Source organism: Sphingobium sp. RC1 (assembly GCF_059738765.1).
Genome location: NZ_AP027308.1, coordinates 376,314 through 397,744 on the forward strand (window position 1 = coordinate 376,314; position 21,431 = coordinate 397,744).

Here is a 21,431-nt window from a genome sequence, read left to right on the forward strand (position 1 = left end):
CCTCTAGCTTCGAACGTTATGAAAACTCTGTTCTTTTTTTAAGAGTATGCGCCTTCAAGGCCGCGAAAATTGCTACAGTTGCTGGAAGGCCGACTTCTATTAATGACCAGAAGACGACCATAGCTTATTCGTCCGATGGTGCCGGTGGCGACGTTGATCGGCAATACCTCTGCGAGGGTATCACTGAAGCCCCGCCCTTCGGCAAAGGCAGCGAGTCCAGGGGGGCAGCCTTTTTCTCACTTGGACACCCTACCTCTCTCCGCGTTGCCGAGACCGCCGATCAAGCGGCCTTTGGTAGCAGAAGGAAGTTCGTGGAAATGACGCCGATACTGCTGGGAAAAACGGCTCGGATGGTGGAAGCCCCATTTATACGCCAGATCAAGCACGTCGGTCCTGGCACCTTTTGCGAGAATATCTGAACGTACACGGTTCAACCTTTGCGTCAGAATATATCGTTTCGGGCTTAGTGCCGTGATATCGGCAAAACTATATTCTAAGGTGCGCTGACTGACGCGCAGAGCTTCACAAAGCTCTGCGACGGTGAAGTCCTCGGTAATCCTGTCCAGGATATAGTCACGCGCTTTTCGAAAGAGATAGGTTCGTGTGTCGAGCGAGGGCCTGCTGCTCGCCTGAATGTCCAGGTCAGCCACGACGGATCCAGCCGCGAGCGCCACATTTTCACCCCGATCCACCAGTTCAGCGTTGCGCGGATCGTCCGACAAACATTTCAGAAGATCAAAAACGGCTGCGTCCAGCATGGCTGTGCGCTCCGCTGACACCGAAATCCATTTTCTGACCTTGAAATATGTCCGCCAGTCGAAATCGGCCAGCAAAACGTCGAGCAAATCCTGGTCTATCGCCACATAAAAGCCGGAATAATCGCCGCGCACCAGAAAGTGGAGTAACGCCTCATCGGCGCATATCAGTCCGAATTCTCCATTCAGCGCCTGCCCTTCACAAAATGCCTCGCCATTGGAGCGCGCCCGGAAATAGAAGAATTTGCCGGGGGGCGCGCAGAACATCTCCTCCATCGGCAGGTTATATTCTTCCAGCCCTACCGTTACGCCAGCCATTTCCATGTCAAAGAGCGCCCCCTCAAAAAGGCCAGGCAACAGCTGCACATATTGCGTGCGCCAGTTCATCTCCTTGATTTCGGCATGTTCGTCGGGAAAGGATGTAGGACGCCGGGGCAACGGCAAAGGCAGATCGCGGCCCTTTGCAGGACGGATGTGAGGCCAGCCGATGCTATCCAATTCGTCCATTTACGCGCTTCAATTCGCGGGCGATGCGCGGTGGCGCACCCCTATCCCAATTGCATCAGGCTGGCACATTCGTACTCGCCCCGCAACAGCTTGCGGAAAACGGCTAACGACATCCGCAAAGCTGTGACAGCTTTTCAAGCCAACGCACCTTCTGGAGATTCGAGGTGCGGGAAATCCAGTGATGATATCGAGGAAATATTTCAATGTCATATGTGTGGTCGGAAGAGCAGGTTCGCAATTTCCTGGATATTTTTCATAGCGAAAACACCCACACGCACAGCTGCTTCGTAAATGTCGAGTTTGAAACAACAGCAAAGTTCGCGCGCTCCGTTCTGCCACCATGCCTGGACGTTCCTGAAAATCCCACGATCACCATCAGCGTCGGATTGATGCGCGAATCGTTCAAAGGCCGCTTGCAACAAGGAAACGAGGTTCGCGCGGAGGAGGAAATCGGCTGGATCGTGATGAAGGCCGTCCATGAGGGCCGTGAGGGGATATATTCCCTTCAGGAGATCGTCAGCGGCGACTATGAAGTATCATCAGGTCGCGAATTCTGGGGCAATCCCAAGAAGCGCGGATCGGCCCAAATATACAGCGACAGCAAAACGGTTTACGCGTGGGCCGAGCGCCACGGTACGCGAGTTATCGAAATTGAGGCTAGCCTGGGCGACGACTTGCCGACCACCACGGACGAACGTTCCCGCTACTTCACCATTAAATACGACTTTGCGCCAGACGGCTCGGGATTCGCGAGTGATCCTTCCTTGGTCACGCTCAACAACGGATGGGACACACTCTATGGGAAGGAACTGAACGACGTGCGCGTCGCGCTGCGACCGAATGGCTTCGACCCGGTCGATACGCTTGAACTGGGAAAAATAATCAGCGCTACAATGACCTATGGAGGTGGCGGATACCTGGTCGAACGTGTCGACAGGCTTGAGGGCGGAAAGAGATATCTTCCTTATGTCCTGGGCCGGATTTTCGATGAGGCGACCCGTGAGCCGACTAACAAGGGCGCACGGATCTTCACCTGATCCACGCTGGCGCGCCCAGATCCTTATTGGGACGCAGGGAGATTAGGGTTCTTGAAAAATGGGGAGGTCCTGATGGGCCAGGTAAAATATTTCCGGCTGTCGAGCAGCCTTTTTGTCCTCGCAGCACTGACCGCCACGGAGTCCGTGAACGCGCAGGAGGCCCCGGCGCCTCCGGCCTCGGCCGGAGGACAGTTGGAAGAGATCATCGTGACCGCCCAAAAACGGCGGGAGAGGATGCAGGATCTTCCCGTTTCAGTGACGTCGATTTCCGGCAGTGCGTTGCAGAACCTTAAGCTGACCGACGCCTCTCAACTCGCGGTCCAGGTTCCGAACCTGACCGTTCAAACGCCCTTCGGTGAAGTACAGCCGATATTCGCGATGCGCGGTGTCTCGCTGGTCGATTATTCGCAGCATCAGCAAGGCCCGATCGGGATGTATGTTGATGAGGATTATAAGGGGGCGGGCGTGTTCCGCGCCCAGCAACTCTACGACATTGACCGGGTCGAGGTTTTGCGCGGGCCGCAAGGGACGCTCTTCGGCCGCAACACCACCGGCGGCGCGGTTAACATCTATACCGTTCAGCCCGACCTCGATGGCGCGGAGGGCTTCGTCACCGCCGGGGTCGGCAACTATGGGCTGCGGGAGTTGACCGCCGCCGTCGAGTTTACGCCGGTCCAAGACGTCTTCGGCATTCGTGCCGCGTTCGATGGCCGCAAGTCCGACGGCTATCTCCACGCGGTTCAGCCGGGACTCAAGAATTTCGCCAACGACGACAGCTATGCGTTCCGGGTCAATACCGCGTTCCGCCCCAGCCCCGATCTCCGCTTCAATCTGGGCTATAGCCGCAGCCGTTCCGACACCCGGCCTGCTGGCTACACGGTGACCAATGTCGGCCCCGAAGGGTTGGGATTTGCCGGTATCTTCAATCAGGGGCTTGGCTTCTACGATGTGAATGCAGGCGACCAGGGTTATCTCAAGGTCGACAATGACAGCGTCATCCTGCGCGCCGAATGGGACATGAGTTCCGACATCATGATGACGTCAGTGACGACCTACGACAAAGGCCGCTTCCGCGCCTATAGCGATGACGACAGCCGCCCCGAAGGCATCCTTGCGGATGGAAGCGACGCCAAGGCTCGTGTCTGGTCGCAGGAAGTTCGCCTCGCTTCGCGGGGCTCGGGACCGTTCACCTGGCTTCTGGGAGCGGCCGCGTCTGATGAGAAAATCAGCAGCGCAACCCGGTACGATTCCTATGCTTCCTTTTCCGAAGACGTTGCCGGAACGCCGATCTGCCTGATCGATAATGTGACGGGATGCGTGTACACCAATCAGTTCAGGATGAAGCGCCGCAGTCTTTCCGCATTTGGCCATACGACCTACAAGTTCGACAATGGAATAGAGGTTCAGATCGGTCTCAGATATTCCAACGATCGCACGGACATAAATGAATATAAGGCCTATCTGGGCTATTTCGATCCGGCGACCGGCGCCCCGGTTTATGGCGTCAGCACCTTCATCGAGGGACCGCCGCAAGATCGCTTCACCAACCGCAATCTCAGTGGCAAGGCAGCACTGCGCTACAGGCTTACAAGCAACGCCAGCGTGTATGCCAGCTTCAGCCGAGGCTATCGATCGGGCACATTCAATGGCTACGCCTATTTCGATCCCGCCGAGATCACGATCGTCAAACCGGAAATCCTCGACGCTTTTGAAATCGGAGCCAAGAGCGAGCTATTCGGCAGAAAGCTCCGACTGAATGGCGCGGTCTACTATTACAAATATAGGAACCAGCAGTTCCTCGACGTGACGGATCAGGGACTGGAGATTCTGGTGAACGCGCCGCGCAGCCGCATATGGGGCGCGGAACTGGAGGCGGCGGCCGCACCCACCCGGAACCTGACGCTCAGCGCGGGGATCGGCTACACCAACGGCAAATTCCAGGATCTGACGCTCAGCGGGGTCGTCCTCGACGGCAACAGGCTGACTTCGGCGCCGCGATGGACGCTGAACGGCGCGGCGGACTGGAAGTTGCTTCAGGACACCGACGCAGCGTTCGCGATCCATATGGACGCGCGCTATTCGAGCCTTCAATATTTCGACGCCTTCAACACAGCCGATATATCACAACCTGGCTACTGGCTGGTCAACGGTCGGCTCACCAAGCCCATCGGAAATACCGGTCTGGAAATTGGGTTATGGGTCAAGAACCTTCTGAAGAAACGCTACTATGCTTATCTCGTCGACTACAAATCGTTCATGAACGCCAACCTCGCCACACCGGGCGCACCCCGGACTTATGGCGCCGATATTTCGTTCCGCTTCTGATATCCGCGTTGATTTCGCAGTCAGGAAAAACAAGACGAGTGAGAGGGTTCGATCCGAAGCGATCAGCCTTTGGTATATAAAAAACGGGATCCAGCATTGACAACGTCCACGCAAGACACTGCCACCTCCGGCGCTCTATCTCCCTTAAAGGCGGTAGCTCTTGGCTTCGCGGCGATGCAGGTTGGGCCATGTCTGGCGAGCGTCCCGACGCTGCTGCTTCAGTTCGGAGGCGCTGGCTCCTGGATCAGTGCATTGATGACACTGGGGGTCGCGCTCCTCATCGGGCGCGCGATCACGACCTTCGCCAGCCGGTATGTCGTTAGCGGGTCACTCGTCTCCTACGCTGAAATCGCGTTTGGCAACTGGGGGCAACGGGTGGTGGGCGTCTCGCTCATGCTCGGCTATCTCGGCGTGATCGCGATGATCGTGAATGACGAGATATATTATCTGACGAGCCTGCTGTCGGAGACCGGATTTCCCCAGGCCACGAGCTTGCCGTGGCAATGCGCCTTAAGTCTCTTCGCTTCCGCCTTCTCGGCATTTTTTGCTTATCGCGGCCCTGATTTGTCCGCCCGCGTCGCAGGATTGCTCGCCCTGATCAGCTTGCCGGTCATCATGGCGGTAATGCTCCTCGCCTTCTCCAACCATCCAGCTGGATTCTTCGATCAGTTCAACACGAGCAAATTCGATGCCGGAGGAATACTCGCGGGGGCGGTATGGGGCATGGCGATCTATGTCGGTTTCGACGGCCTGACTTCGGTGGCCTCGGATACGGTGAATCCACGGAAAAATGTTCCTCGCATCCTGACCTACACCCTACTTTTATGCGGGGTGACATGGTCGCTGGGATCCTTGCTTCAATATTCGGCTTTGGCGCCGCATATGAACGACATTCTCGCCGGCAGAACGGCTATATCTGTCCTTGCAGCGCAGGCGGGCCTGCCGGGCCTCACGGCCGAGTTCGATCTTGTGGTCGGCGCCTCGGTCGTCGCATCGACGATCGCGTTCTTCAATTTCGCCGCCCGCATCGTGGCGACGGCGGCCCAGGATTCGATGCTGCCAGCCTCGCTGGGGATCATCGACCCTGAAAGCCATGCCCCTCGCCGCGCGATTTTGCTGGTCGGCGTTATCGGCGCGATCGTGCCGATGCTGATAAGGCTGAGCGGAGCCGAAAGCCCTATCGAGGCCATCACCACACTGGCCAGCATCGTGATCAATTTCTGGCTGCTGCCCTATTTCCTGATCAGCCTGGGCGCGATCCTGATCCTGCGCCGGGAATCCGTCGCCAGCTTCGCACATTTGATGCCACCGGCTGCCGGAGCGCTGCTTCTCATTCTCGTGGTCGCTCAGAACTTTATCGCGCGAGAGGGAAAGTGGCACATGCCCGTGATCGCGGCGACAATCCTCGCGCTCGCGTTGGGGCTGCTCAAACTTGCTGACCGGACCCGGCAATCGCAAGACTTGAGAATGCATCCCAGTCCAGAATAGGCATGAGGTGCAGCGCGCAGCCAGAAAAAAGACGGCCCTGCCGAACAAGTCCGGAAGGGCCGCCAATCAGAGAGGAGATGAAACGTCAGAAATCTTTGCGAAGTTCAATGCCATAACGACGCGGAGGAACGTAGGTGACAATTCTGGTTCCGAACAGCGCGATATAATCGAACGCGGAGACCTGCTTTGCGGCGTTCGTGAAGTTCTTCACGAATGCCGCAATTTCGAAGCCATTGCGCGAATAACTTACACGAGCGTTATGCAGCGTAGCGGCGGGAAGCAGGTTCATCGCATTGTTGTCGACCGATGAGTAACGCTTCGACTGATAGCTGAAATCATATACGAAGGCGAGCTGGCCGTTGCCGATGTCGAACGACTTGCGGGCCAGGCCATTGACGGTCCACTTGGGCGCATTCACCGCACCCTGGTCAATAACGCCGCTGTAGCTGGTGTTCACATCGTAAATCTTCGTATGAAGATTTGCTACGCCAAATTGAAGGTCGAGGCCTCGCATGGGTGCAATAGACAGTTCCATTTCACCACCATACATATAGGCATCATTGTTGGTGACGAAGGATGTCAGACCCTGAAGCTGGAATGCCTGGAAGTCGGAATAATCATAATAGAATGTGCTGAGATTCAGACGAACGGCCCGATCAAATAGCTTCAGTTTCGATCCTGCTTCGTAGGCGATCATCGTTTCAGCGCCAAAGGGCGTCTGATCGAGCGTAGTCGTTCCGCCCGCATTGCTATTGAAACCGCTGCCCTTCACGCCTCGCGAGACGCTGGCATAGAGCAGCGCGTCATCACTGGCGGTGTAATCGAGCTGAAGGCGACCGCTCCACAACCATTCTTTCTTCTTCGCGGCGCGACCGACAGTTGCCTCCGAAAAATCATATCCGAGCAGCGGAGGATTGTAGACGGTGTTGGTGACCCCGTCTCCCAACTCATTATAATATACCTGCGAAGAAAAGCTCTTGGTGTCATGAAGCACCCGCCCACCCACGGTCAGTTTCAGGCGATCGGTCAGCGCATAATCACCCTGTGCGAACGCCGAATAGGAACGGACATGCTGGTCGAAGACGTTGCTGATATCGAACGCGAACTCCGTGCCAGCATATGCAGGAAATGAATAGTTCTGATAATTGGACTGTTTTATATCCAGAAAATATACACCGCCGGTGAAGTTAAACCTGTCGCCCACTTTCGACACGCGAAGCTCTTCGGACCATTGGTTTAAATTCTGGCCGCTGGGAAAATAGCAGGCATTCAGGGGCGTGCCATCGCAATCCTCTGCATAGGCGAATTTGAAATGTGTGTAGTTGGTAAGAGAAATCAGACTAATTTCGTCCGAGGCGCTCCATTCAAGGCGCAAGGTCGGTGAAATACGCTCTTTCTTCAGATAGCCGACGGCGTTGAACGCCGTCTTGCGCGCGTCTGGATAGGGATCGCGATATCCCGTGGCGTCGTTCCCCGGGCCAGTGCCATATGCATCCACATCGGCGGGGAGGAGTTGCGGCGTGCCATTCACCAGATAGGCAGGCTGGGAGTCATAGGTGCCGATTCTTGCACGCGGATTGCGATCGTAGGAGATTGCGAAATAGGCTTTGAAATTGTCGCTCAGGTCCCGCTGGATCTGCGCGCGCACGCCAAAGAATTTTTGCGCATTCGTGTCTGGACCGGCCGCGTTCTTCCACCAACCATCCGAATAGTCGAGCATACCGGAAATGCGGAACTGCGTCTTGTCGTCCAGCGGACCGCCGACGGCGGCCTCCAGGCGCTTCTGATCATAGTTGCCGATCGTGGCCGACACGAACCCTTCATACTGTTCTGTCGGCTTCTTGGTGATAAAATTGGCGAGGCCGCCAGTTGAATTTCGACCGAACAGCGTCCCCTGCGGGCCGCGCAGAATTTCTACACGCTCCAGATCATAGACAGGGAAGTTGGTTTCATAGGGCGAGCTGACGTAAATATCGTCGAAATAGATGGCGTTGGGCGATTCCTGATTGGTCGAAAAGTCGGTCGCCGCGACGCCCCGCATCGTCAGGTTGCCGTTCAGCCCCGAACCGCCGCTCGATTCAAGCACTACGCCCGGGACTTTGGAAGCCAGTTCAGTGGCCGATTGGACCCCCATCGCCTGCATCTGGTCGGACGAGAATGCAGAGATCGAAAGGCCGACCTTGTCCAGCCGCTGCTCACGTCGCTGTGCGGTAACCACGATGTCGCCGCCCAAGCCATCGGGTTGGGGAGCACTCGCGTTGGCGCCCTGTCCACCCTGTTGGGCCAGAGCATAGGCAGGAACCATGCTGATACCGATCGCCAGCGCTGCTATCGAAGCCCGCATCGCGCGCGCGCCGCATGTCTGGAAAAGATCTTGCCCTTTACTCAAGGATTGCAAAGCATAGAAGCTGTTGTGATAAGCCATTGGATAAACCCCCGGATCGTTGTTGGGCGCGGTCCCGATCGCCAAATTTGAGACGGCCCAGAGGATCAGGCTGACGAAATTGTTATACAATACCCTGTGAAGGGTAGCTTATGCTTGCCTGAACAGTGCTGGCTTGCCATCGGGAAACAGCCAACCCTTTATTATCGCGCTTTACGATCCAATTGCTCTGGATTGTTTTACGCCCTAACCCCCTGGCTGCCGCAGCACCGCGTTGCGGAGGCGGTGCAAGCAAAACCAGGTTCCAGCCAATATGAGCGGCGTCGCAATGGACAGGATCGCCGAAGCGTGCAGAGCAGGCGCGAAGGGCTCTATCCCTTCAAGCATATGCCCCAACAGCGACACGCCATAATAGCTGATGGCGACCACAGACAATCCCTCCACCAGTTGCTGAAGCCTCAGCGTCATGCTGGCGTTTCGTTCGAGCGAGGCCAGAAGTCTTGCATTCTGATTTTCGATCCGCGTTTCGATGCGGGTCCTCAGCAAACCGGAAAGATGAGCCGCGAGGTCAGCGATCTGGCGCGACCGTTTGGTGAAGCTCGCACATGTGCGCACCGCGGGAAGAAAGCGACGCTGGGTAAAATCGGTGAGCGACTGACATCCCCTTATCGGCCGGGGAACCAGTTCGGCGAGCCGCTCATCAACCAGCTGAGCATATGCTGCGGTCGCACTCATTCTATAGTTTATTGCGCCGACGAGGGCGCCGATCTCCAGCGAGAGCTGACACAGTTCGCTCAGTAGATCGTCGTCGCGGACTTCTGGATGACTCAGCATCTGGCCAAGGTCTCGCAGCTTGGCTTCGGCATCGTGCAGCAATCGCGATTGTGCTTGGGCCACCGGCAAGCCCATAAGGGCCAGATTACGGTAATTCCCCAGTTCCTGAAAACGCTGCACGGCACGTGTTAGGTCGCCGTCACTGGCGCCGTTTGCAGCTACAAGAAGCCTGCCATATCCATTAGGACCGATACGAAAATCGGACCAGATGCGAATACCGTCGCCCACATGGCAGGATACCAATTCATCGCCGACGAACGCCATATCCTCCAAGCGGGTTTGAGCCTTCTCCTCGTCTTCGACGATCTGGATCCTGGTTGCGCGTATCGCGGCGCCCGGCAATTTTTCCATTTTTGAAACAGCGTGGTCCGTCGAGTCCGCTTGGCCTGGGTCTATAAAAAGAGTGACGGTGCTTGCTTCGCTGTGGCGCTCCCAAGTGTAGGCTATCCCGTCATGCAGCGTTCCCGAAACATGGCTGGCGCCGGGTAGACAAGCTGGATTCCCGCTGAATTGAGCGACGAAATCGCATTCCTGCGCCCGATCGCCTTCATCCAGAATGTTCAGTATCTGCACGATCTCCATCGACGCTGAAAGCCTTGGCCAGCGCCGCAAATGCATTTCTCCGACGACCCGTTGGCGAAGCTCATGTTCTCTCACGCTCTATGCCCCCTCACTTGGCCATCACCCTATAACGCCCTTTTCGCAACGGCATCCACAGATTCGGCCCTTCCGAAAGTCCTAGCTGGCTTAGGTGGACCACGCGCCTCCCACTGCCAGCATAATACTACCCCGGTCGGGGTATTGTTACTCCAGCGCGCCGCCAGCACTATCCCATCCACACAATAGATTTCTTCCTGATGGGTGCGTCGTTCCAATAGCGGATAAACAGTTTGCCGGACAATCAAACGCTCCGATCAGAATTTACAGACCTGTTGCCGGGTGATGACTTGGATAGACGGGCGACCTCTTCACATGCGCATGTGAATACCTCTGCGCACTCGCTACATCGCAGATATCTGGAGTGTTTTCCGTGACGTCATATCCGAGTTCCGCCGAAGTCGTAATCATCGGTGGCGGCATCGCAGGATGCTCCATAGCGTACCATTTGACCAAGCTGGGCATTTCGGACGTAGTTCTGTGCGAACGCAAGCAACTGACCTGTGGCACAACCTGGCACGCGGCGGGATTGGTCACACAGCTCCGCGCAAACCGGCGGATGACAGAGCTTGCCTATTATACGGGACAGCTGTTCGGACAGCTGGAAGCCGAGACCGGCATGGCCACCGGCTATATGCAGCGGGGTTCGCTGCGCCTCGCCAAGACGCCCGAACGGCTCGAAGAACTTGCCCGCGGCGCATCGATGGGGCGCAATTTCGGCCTGCCTGTCGAACCTGTCACCCCCGGCCAGATCAAGGAACGCTGGTCGCCAGTAAACATCGACGGCATCGTCGGCGGCTTCTGGTTCCCCAATGACGGTCAGGTCAACCCCATCGACGTAACGATGGCTTATGCAAAGGGCGCGCGCATGGGCGGCGCCAAGATCCTTGAGCAATGTCTGGTCAAGAACATCATCGTCGAAGGCGGAAAGGCTGTCGGCGTCATGACCGAGCAAGGCGAAATTCGGGCGAAGAAGGTCGTCATCACCGGCGGCATGTGGTCGCGCGATCTGGCGGCGCAAATCGGCGTGAGCCTTCCCCTGCATGCCGCAGAGCATTTCTACATCGTCACCGAAGCGATCCCCGAACTTCCCCGTAACCTGCCCGTCATGTTCGTCACCGACGAGCACGCCTATTATAAGGAGGATGCAGGGAAGCTGCTGCTCGGCTGCTTTGAGCCGAACGCCAAGCCTTGGGGCATGAACGGCATCTCACCCGATTTCTGCTTCGACACGCTGCCCGAAGATTTCGACCATTTCGAACCGATCCTCGAACTCGCGGTGAACCGCGTGCCGCTGCTGGCCAATGCGGGTATCCAGCTGTTTTTCAACGGGCCGGAGAGCTTCACCCCCGACGACCGCTACCTGCTGGGCGAAACGCCCGAGGTCCGCGGCCTGTTTACAGCCTGCGGGTTCAATTCGGTAGGCATCCTGTCGTCAGGCGGCGTCGGCAAGGTTCTTGCGGACTGGATCAATGACGGCATGCCACCAGTAGAGTTGGTCGATGTCGATGTCCGTCGCACGGTCTCGTTCCAGACCAACAAGAAATATCTTCACGACCGGACGACGGAAACGCTCGGCGCAATGTACAACATGCATTGGCCCAACCTGCAGATGGAGACCGCCCGCAACGTTCGCCGCAGCCCCTTCCACGATCGCCTGATCGCCAAGGGCGCCTGGATGACCGAAATGAACGGGTATGAACGACCCGGCTTCTTCGGCATCGCAGGAACGACACCGAAAGTGGAATATTCCTATCATAAGCCGAGCTGGTTCGACGACACTGCTGCCGAATGCCGCAACACGGCGGAGAATGTGTCGGTCTTCGACCTGAGCTGCTACGTCAAATATCTCATGGAGGGCCGGGACGCCCTCAAGGTGCTCAACAAGCTTTCCGCCAATGAAATCGACGTCCCGGTCGGTAAGCTGGTCTATACCCAGTGGCTCAATCCCAAGGGCGGCATCGAGGCCGACGTCACCATCACGCGCCTGTCCGAAACGTCCTTCATGATCGTCACGATCGCCGCCTCCCAGCGCCGCGACATGGCCTGGCTGAAGCGGCATATCCCGGATGACGCGCATGCCCATGTGGTCGACATCACGTCCGGACTACCCATGCTGGCCGTAATGGGTCCCAAGTCACGCGAACTGCTGCAGAAGATTTCGCCCGCCGACTTCTCCAACGAAGCCTTTCCTTTCGGCACCAGTCAGGAAATCGACCTTGGCTATGCGAAGGTCCGCGCCAGCCGCGTCACCTTTGTGGGTGAACTGGGCTGGGAACTCTACATGCCGGCTGAGTTCGCCCAGCATGTGTATGATGTCCTTGTCGAGGCGGGAATGGAGTTCGGACTTCGCGACGCTGGCTTCTTCGCTCTCAATTCCCTCCGCATGGAAAAAGGATATCGCCACTGGGCGCATGACATCGGCGAGGAGGATACTCCGCTGGAGGGCGGCCTGGGTTTCGCGGTCGCGCTGGACAAGCCGGGCGGCTTCATCGGCCGAGATGTGCTTCTGCGTCAGAAGGAAGCAGGCAAGCTCACCAAACGCCTCGTCCAGTTCAAGCTGAAGGACCCGCACGCCCCGTTCGTGTTCCACAATGAACCGCTGTGGATCGGCGACCGGATAGTCGGCGACATCTCTTCGGGAGCTTATGGCCATCGCATCGGGGCTTCGCTGGGGATGGGTTATGTCCATCACGAGGATGGCATCGACAAGGCGTTTCTGGAAGCGAGCAGCTTCGAAGTCGAGATTGCATGGAAGCGGCATGAGGTGGAGGCGCAGTTAGGCCCCTGGTATGATCCAAAGGGCCTGCGCATCAAGGCGTGAGCCGCCCAAGCCACCTTTCTCACATTAGCAGCTGCATCTTGAAGGCGCTTTAGCGTCGCCGGGAGGATATCATGCGCATTCTCGTTCCCGTGAAGCGGGTCATAGATTTCAACGTAAGGCCCAGGGTCAAGGCAGACGGAAGCGGCGTTGACCTTGCCAACGTCAAGATGGCCATGAATCCCTTCGATGAAATCGCCCTTGAGGAAGCGATCCGCCTCAAGGAATCGGGTCAGGCAGCCGAGGTCATCGCCGTGTCCATCGGCCCCGCCAAAGCGCAGGACACGCTGCGTACGGCGCTGGCCATGGGAGCGGATTGCGCCATCCTTGTCGAGACCGACACGGACGTCGAACCACTCGCCGTCGCGAAGATTCTGAAAGAGATCGTGACGGAGACCGATCCTGGTCTCGTCATCCTTGGAAAACAGGCGATCGACGACGATGCAAATCAGACCGGACAGATGCTCGCGGGGCTACTGGGCCGGCCGCAGGGCGCCTTTGCAAGCCGGATCAGCGTCGATGGCGACGCAATCGAGGTGACGCGTGAAATCGACGGTGGACAGGAAACGGTAAGGCTGACCCTTCCAGCGATCATAACTGCCGATCTCAGGCTGAACGATCCGCGCTACGCCTCGCTTCCCAACATCATGAAGGCGAAAAAGCAGCCTGTCACGATCAAGAGTCCCGCAGATTACGGGGTGGATTGCACCCCGCGTATCAAGACTCTGAAGCTGGCCGAGCCGCCAGCGCGCTCCGCCGGTATCAAAGTCGCCGATACGGACGCTCTGGCCGTCAAAATCAAGGAACTGGGGGTTGCCTGAGATGAGAACTCTCCTTTTGGTCGAGCATGATAATGGCGCGGTAAAAGACGCTACCCTGTCCGCCGTCACGGCCGCCGCCAAACTAGGCCCCGTCGACCTGCTCGTGGCCGAATTTGGGTGCCGTGCCGTGGCAGAGGCGGCTGCGGCGATCGCGGGCGTCGATAAGGTCCTTCTGGCCGATCACCCCTGTTACGAGCATGCGCTGCCCGAAAATGTCGCGCCGCTGGTGGCGGCCCTCATGACCAATCACGATGCATTTCTCGTGCCCGCGACGAGCATGGGGAAGAATGTGGCGCCGCGCGTCGCCGCGCTGCTCGATGTCATGCAGATTTCGGAAATCCTCTCCGTGGAAGGAGAAAAAACCTTCACCCGCGCGATCTACACCGGAAATGTCATCGCAACCGTCGAATCCACAGATCCTAAGCTGGTGATCACCGTGCGGGGTTCGGCCTTTCCCATGGCACCCACGACAGACGGTTCGGCTGTCATTGAGGAAGTATCCATCGGGGCGGACACCGGTCTTTCCACTTTTGTGGGTGCGGAAATCGCAAAGCTGGAACGCCCTGAACTGACCTCCGCCAAGATAGTGGTTTCCGGCGGCCGCGCGCTCAAGGATGCGCAGACGTTCGAACAGATCATCATGCCCCTGGCCGACAAGCTCGGCGCGGGCGTGGGCGCCAGCCGCGCCGCCGTCGATGCGGGCTATGCCCCCAACGATTATCAGGTAGGGCAAACGGGCAAGATCGTTGCTCCCGAACTTTATGTCGCGATCGGCATATCGGGCGCGATACAGCATCTGGCTGGCATGAAGGACAGCAAGACCATCATCGCCATCAATCAGGATGTGGACGCGCCGATTTTTCAGGTCGCCGATATCGGGCTCGTCGCCGATCTTTTCACCGCCGTCCCTGAACTGACGGCGAAGCTGTGAAGCCCATGCCGGGCAACTGGGCATAGAATTTTGGAGAAGAATGTGACGACCGATATCCTCACCGTATCCTGTCCGTCAAAGCGGGGGATCGTGGCCGCCATTTCCAGCTACCTGGCAAGCCAGGGGTGCAGCATTTCGGATTCCTCGCAATTCGATGATGTGGAAACCGGCACCTTCTTCATGCGGGTCAGCTTCATCTCCGAAGAAGGGAAGGCGCTTTCGGAGATCGCGGAGGATTTCACGCAGATCGGCGCAGAATGGAATATGAATTTCGAATTTCATGATTCCACGGTCAGGATGAAGGTCATCCTGATGGTGTCCCGCTTTGGACATTGCCTGAACGACATTCTGTATCGATGGAAGATCGGCATGCTCCCGATCGACATCGTGGGCGTCATCTCCAACCATTTCGATTATCAGCATCTCGTGCTGAGTCACGATCTGCCGTTCCACCATATCAAGGTGACCAAGGATAATAAGGCTGAAGCGGAAGCCGAACTGATGGCGATCGTCGAGCGGACGCAAGCCGATCTCATCGTCCTTGCCCGCTATATGCAAGTGCTTTCGGACGAACTGTGCCGCAGGATGCCGGGCCGCGTCATCAACATCCATCACAGCTTCCTGCCCGGATTCAAGGGTGCGAAGCCCTATCACCAGGCCCATAAGCGCGGCGTGAAGCTCATCGGCGCCACCGCCCATTATGTCACCGCGGAACTGGATGAAGGCCCGATCATCGAGCAGGAAACCATAGCCGTCACACATGCACAGAGCGCGGACGATTATGTATCCATCGGACGGGATGTGGAGAGCCGCACATTGGCCCGCGCGATCCACGCCCACATCCATCATCGCGTATTTGTGAATGGCGACCGGACGATCGTTTTTCCCGCCAGTCCGGACAGCTATGCCGCCGATCGCGTGGGCTGAAATCACCGTCGGCACCCGGCCGTCCACAACATCCGAATGACAAGGCTGACCATGGCGAAGATCATTGACGGCAAAATGATGGCCGAGGGCATTCTGGAGACCGTTCGCCACGACGTGGACGCCTTTCGGACGCGCTGTGGCATCGCGCCCACCTTGGCGGTCATTCTGGTGGGTGATGATCCGGCGAGCCATGCCTATGTCTCGCGCAAGTTGAAGGCTTCCAAACGGGTCGGCATAGCGTCGATCGAGCGGCGCCTGCCGAGCGAAACGACCCAGGACGCCCTTCTGGCGGAGATCGATGCGCTGAACATCGATCCCTCCGTCCATGGCATATTGGTTCAGCTACCGCTGCCGCAGCACATTGACGCAGCGGTCGTGCTGGACCGCATTTGCCCGTCGAAGGATGTGGACGGTTTCCACCCCGTGAATGTCGGCCGACTGTCTACGGGCACTCAGGGACTGATCCCCTGCACACCGCTCGGTTGTCTTCTTCTGCTTGAAAGCGTGGTGCAGGACTTTTGTGGCCTGAAGGCTGTCGTCATCGGAAAGTCCAACATCGTCGGCAAGCCTGTCGCCCTGCTGTTGCTGGAAAGAGAATGCACCGTCACCGTCACGCACATCAACACGCGTAATCTGCCATCCATCGTCTCAACCGCCGACATCGTGATCGTGGCCGCAGGCAGCCCGGGTCTGGTGCGCGGCGGCTGGGTAAAGCCCGGAGCGATCGTGATAGACATCGGCATCAACAAGATTGTCGACAAGGATGGCCGGAGCATCATCGTGGGTGATGCGGTGACTTCAGAGCTCGATCATGCCGCAGCCGTCACACCTGTGCCCGGCGGCGTCGGACCCATGACCATTGCATGTCTGCTTTCGAATACCGTCCGCGCAGCCAACATGATGACGGCCGGTTCCTCACCGAATGCCCAAGGGACCATATCCGTCCCTCGCGTGGCTTAGTCTCGCGCAGGCAAATCAATTGCTGCGGGGCGCCTGCCCATATTGGAGCAACGGATCGGCATCCAGGCCGACGTTCACTTCCCCAACCACGTCGATGAACAGCGAAAACAGCTCCGCCATCGAACTGATATCCAGCTTGGCGTAAATATTCCTCCGATGCACCTTCGCCGTGCCCTCGGCCATTTTCAGCCGTTTGGCGATCACATCTATCGGATATCCCCTAAGCATCATCTGAACGACTTCGAACTCGCGATCGGTCAACAAGGAACGGCCGAAATTATCGCGGGCTCTTTTCAGATCATCGTGCAGCTTCACTTCTTCGGGCGAAGGAGGAACAAATAGTTTCGGATCGGCAAAATGGCGCCAGCTTGAAGAAAGCGTACCGAAGACAATCGGAGCAATCGCCTTGGCCAGTTCCAATTCCTCATCCGAATAACGCCCCGCATCACGGGACCGGGCGAAAGAAAGCAATATGTGGCCATCCTGCCCGTCCGACATGCAATAGCACATCTCATCGACAAGATCGGTGTCAACATAGTGCCGAACGAAAAAATCGCTGGTTTGAAAATCATCCTGATCTACCACGTCCTTAAGACTGATCGCCTGATTTTCGATGGACCGATCAATGGCGAGATAGAATGGATCGGTAAGGTAAAATCCGTTTTTATAGTCGTTGATCTGCTGCTGCCTGACAGATTTCGACGTACGATGTTCGACGACCTCTGGCCCAACATTTTCACGAAAATGAAACAACATCATCTCGTCTGATCGGAGCGCGACCGAGAACATGTCAAACAGTGCTTCTGCTCTCGCCTTACCTTCCAAAGAGATAAGCTGGGCGATCTTGCCATTCCACTCAGGGGAAGCCAGATATTCCAGTGACAACATTTCAGACATTTCCCCCTGCCCTGACTTCAAAACGAAACATGTTCAGGCAAACACATCCCGGCCAGCCTGTTGAAGACGCGTCAATATGCCGGGTCCGCGCTGAATTGCGCCGCGAGCCAGCGTCTGAAACGGACGATTGACGGATCCGACCACCGATTGGCGGGACCCCTGAAAACATAAGCTCCCAGTGTCACAGGCACGAATTCCTTTTCACGAGGCTCCACCTTCACCAATCTACCCGCCGCAAGATCTTCGGCAATGAGATAGTGATTGCCAAGCGCGATCCCTTGGCCCGCGCGCGCGGCGGCCAGCGCCAGATGGGCATGACCATATCTGCCGGTCGGGGTGTTCGGCGGAAGATCGATAGATTGCGCTTTCATCCACATGCGCCATTCCACATCGCTGCGCTCCTCGATCAGCGGCAATGTAGCCAGATCTTCAGCCGATCGGATCTTGTCGCCCCAGCGAGAAACGAACATCGGCGAGGCCAGCGGAAAAACATGCGGCTTCGCCAGTTCAAGCGTTCGCACACCGCGCTTCCGGTCCAGCGTCTGGCAATCGTCAATATATCGAATGTCGCCATCAACGGCGTTGTTCGAGAGGTCAAGAAGACCTTCTTCCGAGCGAAGATCGACCGGCGGCATTCCATTCCGACCCGAAGACATTGCGAGCCGCGTAGCCAGCCAATGCAATGCCAACCCCCCGACGCAGGATATTACAAGCTTGCCATCGGTCCTGCCCCGAACGGCATCCGTTGCTTCCCTCAATTCATTGAAAACCTTCACCAAACGGCCATGATAATCGAACCCGACCGCTGTCAGCTGCCCGCTTTCCCGGTCCAGCAAGGTAACGCCCAAACGCTCTTCCAGCCCCCTTACGTGACGGCTCACTATGGCATGGCTTACGCCAAGGGCCTTCGCTGCTCGTCGGATACCGCCCAATCGGCCCACTGCCTCAAAGGCCCTGAGAGCGGAGAAAGGAGGCAATGGTGAATTCATCGCGTTCAGCCATAGGAGTAGATGGTGACCTCAGGTTACCAAAGCGGCCGTCGAAAGCAACTGCTTCCGGGATGCGGAATTCCCTAATGTGTCAGCATCAGGACAGATTCCAGAAACCATCATTGAAGGTCGTCAGATGCGGAACGCCGAATATAACGCCCGTCGCAAGGAAGCCATCCCGCAGGGCGTCGCCACCGCCACCAATATTATCGCCAGCAGGGCCGAGAACGCCACTATCTGGGATGTCGAAGGCAATGCCTATATCGATTTTGCGGGCGGAATCGCGGTTCTCAACGTGGGCCATCGTCACCCCAGGGTGATCGCGGCAGTTCGCGACCAGATCGACAAATATACCCACACGGCATTTCAGGTGGTTGCCTATCCGCCTTATATCGAATTGGCTGAGCGGCTGAACGCTTTGGCGCCCGTCGATGGCGATGCCAAAACCATCTTTTTCACGACCGGCGCGGAAGCGACCGAAAACGCAGTAAAGATCGCACGGGCCGCCACCGGCCGCCCCGGCATCATCGCCTTTGCGGGCGGCTTCCATGGCCGGACCCTGCTGACGTCCGCCATGACCGGCAAGGTTTCGCCCTACAAGAAGGGCCTTGGACCCTTTCCGGGGGAAATCTACCATCTCCCTTATCCCAGCCCGACCACCGGAGTCAGCATTGAGGAAACGCTCAAGGCTCTCAACTTCCTGTTTGCGGCCGACATCGAACCGGAACGCATCGCGGCTTTCATCATCGAGCCGATTCAGGGCGAAGGCGGTTTCCACAGCCCGCCGCCTGAATTTTTCCAGGCGCTGGATGATATCCGTCGCCGTCATGGCATTCTGCTGATCGCGGACGAGGTTCAGACCGGCTTCGCCCGAACGGGGAAGATGTTCGGCATTGAACATGCGCCGATCAAGCCCGACCTCCTTACCGTCGCGAAGTCGTTGGGCGGCGGCTTTCCGATCTCCGGGGTCATAGGACGCGCTGATGTGATGGACGTCATCGGCCCAGGCGGTCTTGGGGGCACCTATGGCGGCTCTCCCGTCGGGCTGGCCGCAGCCTTGGCCGTGCTGGATGTGATCGAGGATGAGCGTCTCCTCGACCGCGCCAATGTCATCGGCCACAGAATTCGGGAACGTATAGCGCAATTCGCCCAGCGCAACGACATGGTGAAAATCACCGGCCTGCGCGGCCCCGGGGCGATGATTGCCTTCGACATCGTCGACGAACATGGCCAGCCGGATGGCGATGAAGCGAAGCGCGTCTGCGCACGGGCACTTGCAAATGGATTGATTTTGCTAAGCTGCGGCCAATTTGGCCAAGCCATAAGGATATTGGTGCCGCTGACTGTTGAAGACGAAACGTTGGAGCAAGGCCTGAATATTCTGGAGAAGGCGCTGACGGCTGTTGCGAGGGAGGTAGCGTGACCTTCCCGCACACTCTCTCTCGACCGGACCTGCTCAAGGAAGCGGCTTTCATCGACGGGCAGTGGGTCAACGCAATGGCGAAGATCGCCGTCACCAATCCCGCAGACGGCTCTGAACTGGGGACTGTGCCCAATTTGGGCGCGGATGAAACAAAACAGGCGGTCGCTTCCGCCTGGCGGGCTCAGGTCGATTGGCGAAAGCTGGCTGCAAAGCCGCGTGGCGCCATATTGCGGCGTTGGGGTGAGCTGATGCTGACGCACCAGGACGATCTGGCGACAATTTTGACGCTGGAACAGGGCAAGCCTTTTGCCGAGGCCAAAGGCGAGGTCGCCTATGCAGCCTCCTTTCTGGAATGGTTCGCGGAGGAAGCGCGCCGGATCAATGGCGAGCTGATCCAGCCCCACGCATCCGATCGTCGCTTGGCCGTGCGCAAGGAGCCGGTGGGCGTCGTCGCCGCCGTCACGCCCTGGAACTTCCCGCTGGCGATGATCACCCGGAAGGCCGGGCCCGCTCTGGCCGCCGGTTGCTCGATGGTGCTCAAGCCATCCGAGCTCACACCCTTTTCGGCACTGGCGCTCGCGGTGTTGGCAGCGGAGGCCGGGGTGCCCGCCGGGATATTCAACGTCGTGACCGGCGATGCAGCACCGATCGGGGAAATCCTGACCACGGACCCGCGAGTGCGAAAATTCACCTTCACGGGTTCGACGAGCGTGGGCAAAATGCTCGCGGCACGCTGCATGTCGACAGTGAAGCGTGTTTCCCTGGAACTTGGCGGCAACGCACCCTTCATCGTTTTCGATGACGCCGATGTCGAAAGCGCGGTTGAAGGCGCTCTGATGTCGAAATTTCGCAACACCGGCCAAACCTGCGTCTGCGCGAACCGCTTTCTGGTCCAGGATGGCATTTTCGACGCCTTTGCGGAGCGGTTGACTGAACGCGTCAGCCAGTTCGTGGTGGGCGCGGGCATGAGCGGACCCACGGACCAGGGGCCGCTGATCGACGGGCGGGCAGTGGCCAAGGCATCCGCCCATGTCGATGACGCCGTGGCGCGCGGGGCGCATATCCTGACAGGCGGTCACGCGATCGAGGGCGAAGGCAATTTCTTCCTTCCCACGGTATTGGCGAATGTTTCCGCCGACGCGCAGCTTTGCAAGGAGGAAACCTTCGGCCCGGTCGCCGGTCTGGTGCGGTTCCAAAGCGAGGCTGAAGCGATCGCGATCGCCAACGACACTCCGGCTGGCCTTGCCAGCTACGTCTACACGCGGGATCTGGATCGAAGCATCCGCGTTTCGGAAGCGCTCGAATATGGAATGGTCGGCCTTAACAGCGGTCTGATCTCGACGGAGGTCGCACCTTTCGGCGGCGTCAAGGAATCAGGCCTTGGACGCGAAGGCTCCCACTGGGGCATCGATGATTATGTTGAATTGAAGTTGATCTGCACGGGCGTAAACAACGCCTTCTGAACGCAGAAGGCGCCGCGCGGTATCTTCAATATTCTCGCGACATTCGCGGTGCATCTCTTCACGGCCAGTGCGCCTCCCTCCGAAAAGGACCCTGAGACTTACGCCAGGGAGTGCGCGCTTCTGTTCCTGAAAGCTGTTCGCGCGACGGCGACTGCGCCTATGGTTGCTCGGGCGCTATAGCGGTGCGGACGCGACACTTGAAATTGGCAGGCG

At 57.9% G+C, this 21,431-nt stretch carries 15 protein-coding genes; 10 read left to right on the forward strand and 5 right to left on the reverse strand.

Annotated elements, in window-relative coordinates; translation table 11 throughout:
• Positions 1–236 precede the first annotated feature (236 nt).
• Positions 237–1,262, reverse strand: coding sequence for a helix-turn-helix domain-containing protein (locus tag AC6JBC_RS15770; protein WP_464789504.1), 1,026 nt, complete (start codon positions 1,260–1,262; stop codon positions 237–239).
• Between the two features lie 212 nt (positions 1,263–1,474).
• On the opposite strand from AC6JBC_RS15770, the gene AC6JBC_RS15775 reads away from it, so the two are divergent.
• The 3 genes from AC6JBC_RS15775 to AC6JBC_RS15785 all read left to right on the forward strand — a co-directional run bounded on the left by AC6JBC_RS15775 (position 1,475) and on the right by AC6JBC_RS15785 (position 6,112).
• Positions 1,475–2,299 carry an acetoacetate decarboxylase family protein gene (locus tag AC6JBC_RS15775; protein WP_498026419.1) on the forward strand — a complete coding sequence of 275 codons (825 nt, stop codon included), beginning with the start codon at positions 1,475–1,477 and terminating at the stop codon, positions 2,297–2,299.
• 72 nt (positions 2,300–2,371) lie between these two features.
• On the forward strand, positions 2,372–4,624 hold the full coding sequence (locus AC6JBC_RS15780; RefSeq protein ID WP_498026420.1) for a TonB-dependent receptor: 2,253 nt from the start codon (positions 2,372–2,374) through the stop codon (positions 4,622–4,624).
• Between the two features lie 174 nt (positions 4,625–4,798).
• On the forward strand, positions 4,799–6,112 hold the full coding sequence (locus AC6JBC_RS15785) for an APC family permease (RefSeq protein ID WP_498026518.1): 1,314 nt from the start codon (positions 4,799–4,801) through the stop codon (positions 6,110–6,112).
• A gap of 85 nt (positions 6,113–6,197) precedes the next feature.
• On the opposite strand, the gene AC6JBC_RS15790 is transcribed toward AC6JBC_RS15785, so the two are convergent.
• Positions 6,198–8,501, reverse strand: a complete 2,304-nt coding sequence (locus tag AC6JBC_RS15790) for a TonB-dependent receptor (protein WP_498026421.1) — start codon at positions 8,499–8,501, stop codon at positions 6,198–6,200.
• A gap of 240 nt (positions 8,502–8,741) precedes the next feature.
• Positions 8,742–9,986, reverse strand: coding sequence for a DUF3422 domain-containing protein (locus tag AC6JBC_RS15795; RefSeq protein WP_498026422.1), 1,245 nt, complete (start codon positions 9,984–9,986; stop codon positions 8,742–8,744).
• A gap of 373 nt (positions 9,987–10,359) precedes the next feature.
• On the opposite strand from AC6JBC_RS15795, the gene AC6JBC_RS15800 reads away from it, so the two are divergent.
• The 5 genes from AC6JBC_RS15800 (at position 10,360) to AC6JBC_RS15820 (ending at position 16,446) form a co-directional block, all read left to right on the forward strand.
• A complete protein-coding gene (locus tag AC6JBC_RS15800) occupies positions 10,360–12,810 on the forward strand; it encodes a GcvT family protein (protein ID WP_498026423.1) in 2,451 nt (816 codons plus the stop codon).
• A gap of 71 nt (positions 12,811–12,881) precedes the next feature.
• The gene (locus AC6JBC_RS15805; RefSeq protein WP_498026424.1) at positions 12,882–13,628 is read left to right on the forward strand and encodes an electron transfer flavoprotein subunit beta/FixA family protein; all 747 of its coding nucleotides are present in this window, start codon (positions 12,882–12,884) and stop codon (positions 13,626–13,628) included.
• 1 nt (position 13,629) lies between these two features.
• Positions 13,630–14,559 carry an electron transfer flavoprotein subunit alpha/FixB family protein gene (locus AC6JBC_RS15810; protein WP_498026425.1) on the forward strand — a complete coding sequence of 310 codons (930 nt, stop codon included), beginning with the start codon at positions 13,630–13,632 and terminating at the stop codon, positions 14,557–14,559.
• A 42-nt stretch (positions 14,560–14,601) separates the two neighbouring features.
• Positions 14,602–15,486 (forward strand): formyltetrahydrofolate deformylase, encoded by an 885-nt coding sequence (gene purU / locus AC6JBC_RS15815; protein ID WP_498026426.1) that lies wholly within the window; start codon positions 14,602–14,604, stop codon positions 15,484–15,486.
• Positions 15,487–15,537: 51 nt separating this feature from the next.
• A complete protein-coding gene (locus tag AC6JBC_RS15820) occupies positions 15,538–16,446 on the forward strand; it encodes a bifunctional 5,10-methylenetetrahydrofolate dehydrogenase/5,10-methenyltetrahydrofolate cyclohydrolase (RefSeq protein ID WP_498026427.1) in 909 nt (302 codons plus the stop codon).
• Positions 16,447–16,461: 15 nt separating this feature from the next.
• On the opposite strand, the gene AC6JBC_RS15825 is transcribed toward AC6JBC_RS15820, so the two are convergent.
• Together AC6JBC_RS15825 and AC6JBC_RS15830 are read right to left on the reverse strand one after the other, a co-directional pair.
• A complete protein-coding gene (locus AC6JBC_RS15825; RefSeq protein WP_498026428.1) occupies positions 16,462–17,364 on the reverse strand; it encodes a helix-turn-helix transcriptional regulator in 903 nt (300 codons plus the stop codon).
• Positions 17,365–17,414: 50 nt separating this feature from the next.
• Complete coding sequence (locus tag AC6JBC_RS15830) at positions 17,415–18,332, reverse strand: LysR family transcriptional regulator (RefSeq protein WP_498026429.1); 918 nt, start codon at positions 18,330–18,332, stop codon at positions 17,415–17,417.
• Positions 18,333–18,468: 136 nt separating this feature from the next.
• On the opposite strand from AC6JBC_RS15830, the gene gabT reads away from it, so the two are divergent.
• A complete protein-coding gene (gene gabT, locus AC6JBC_RS15835; RefSeq protein WP_498026430.1) occupies positions 18,469–19,755 on the forward strand; it encodes a 4-aminobutyrate--2-oxoglutarate transaminase in 1,287 nt (428 codons plus the stop codon).
• The gene (locus AC6JBC_RS15840) at positions 19,752–21,218 is read left to right on the forward strand and encodes an NAD-dependent succinate-semialdehyde dehydrogenase (RefSeq protein ID WP_498026431.1); all 1,467 of its coding nucleotides are present in this window, start codon (positions 19,752–19,754) and stop codon (positions 21,216–21,218) included. The genes gabT and AC6JBC_RS15840 overlap by 4 nt, the downstream gene beginning before the upstream one ends.
• The last annotated feature ends 213 nt before the right edge of the window (positions 21,219–21,431 follow it).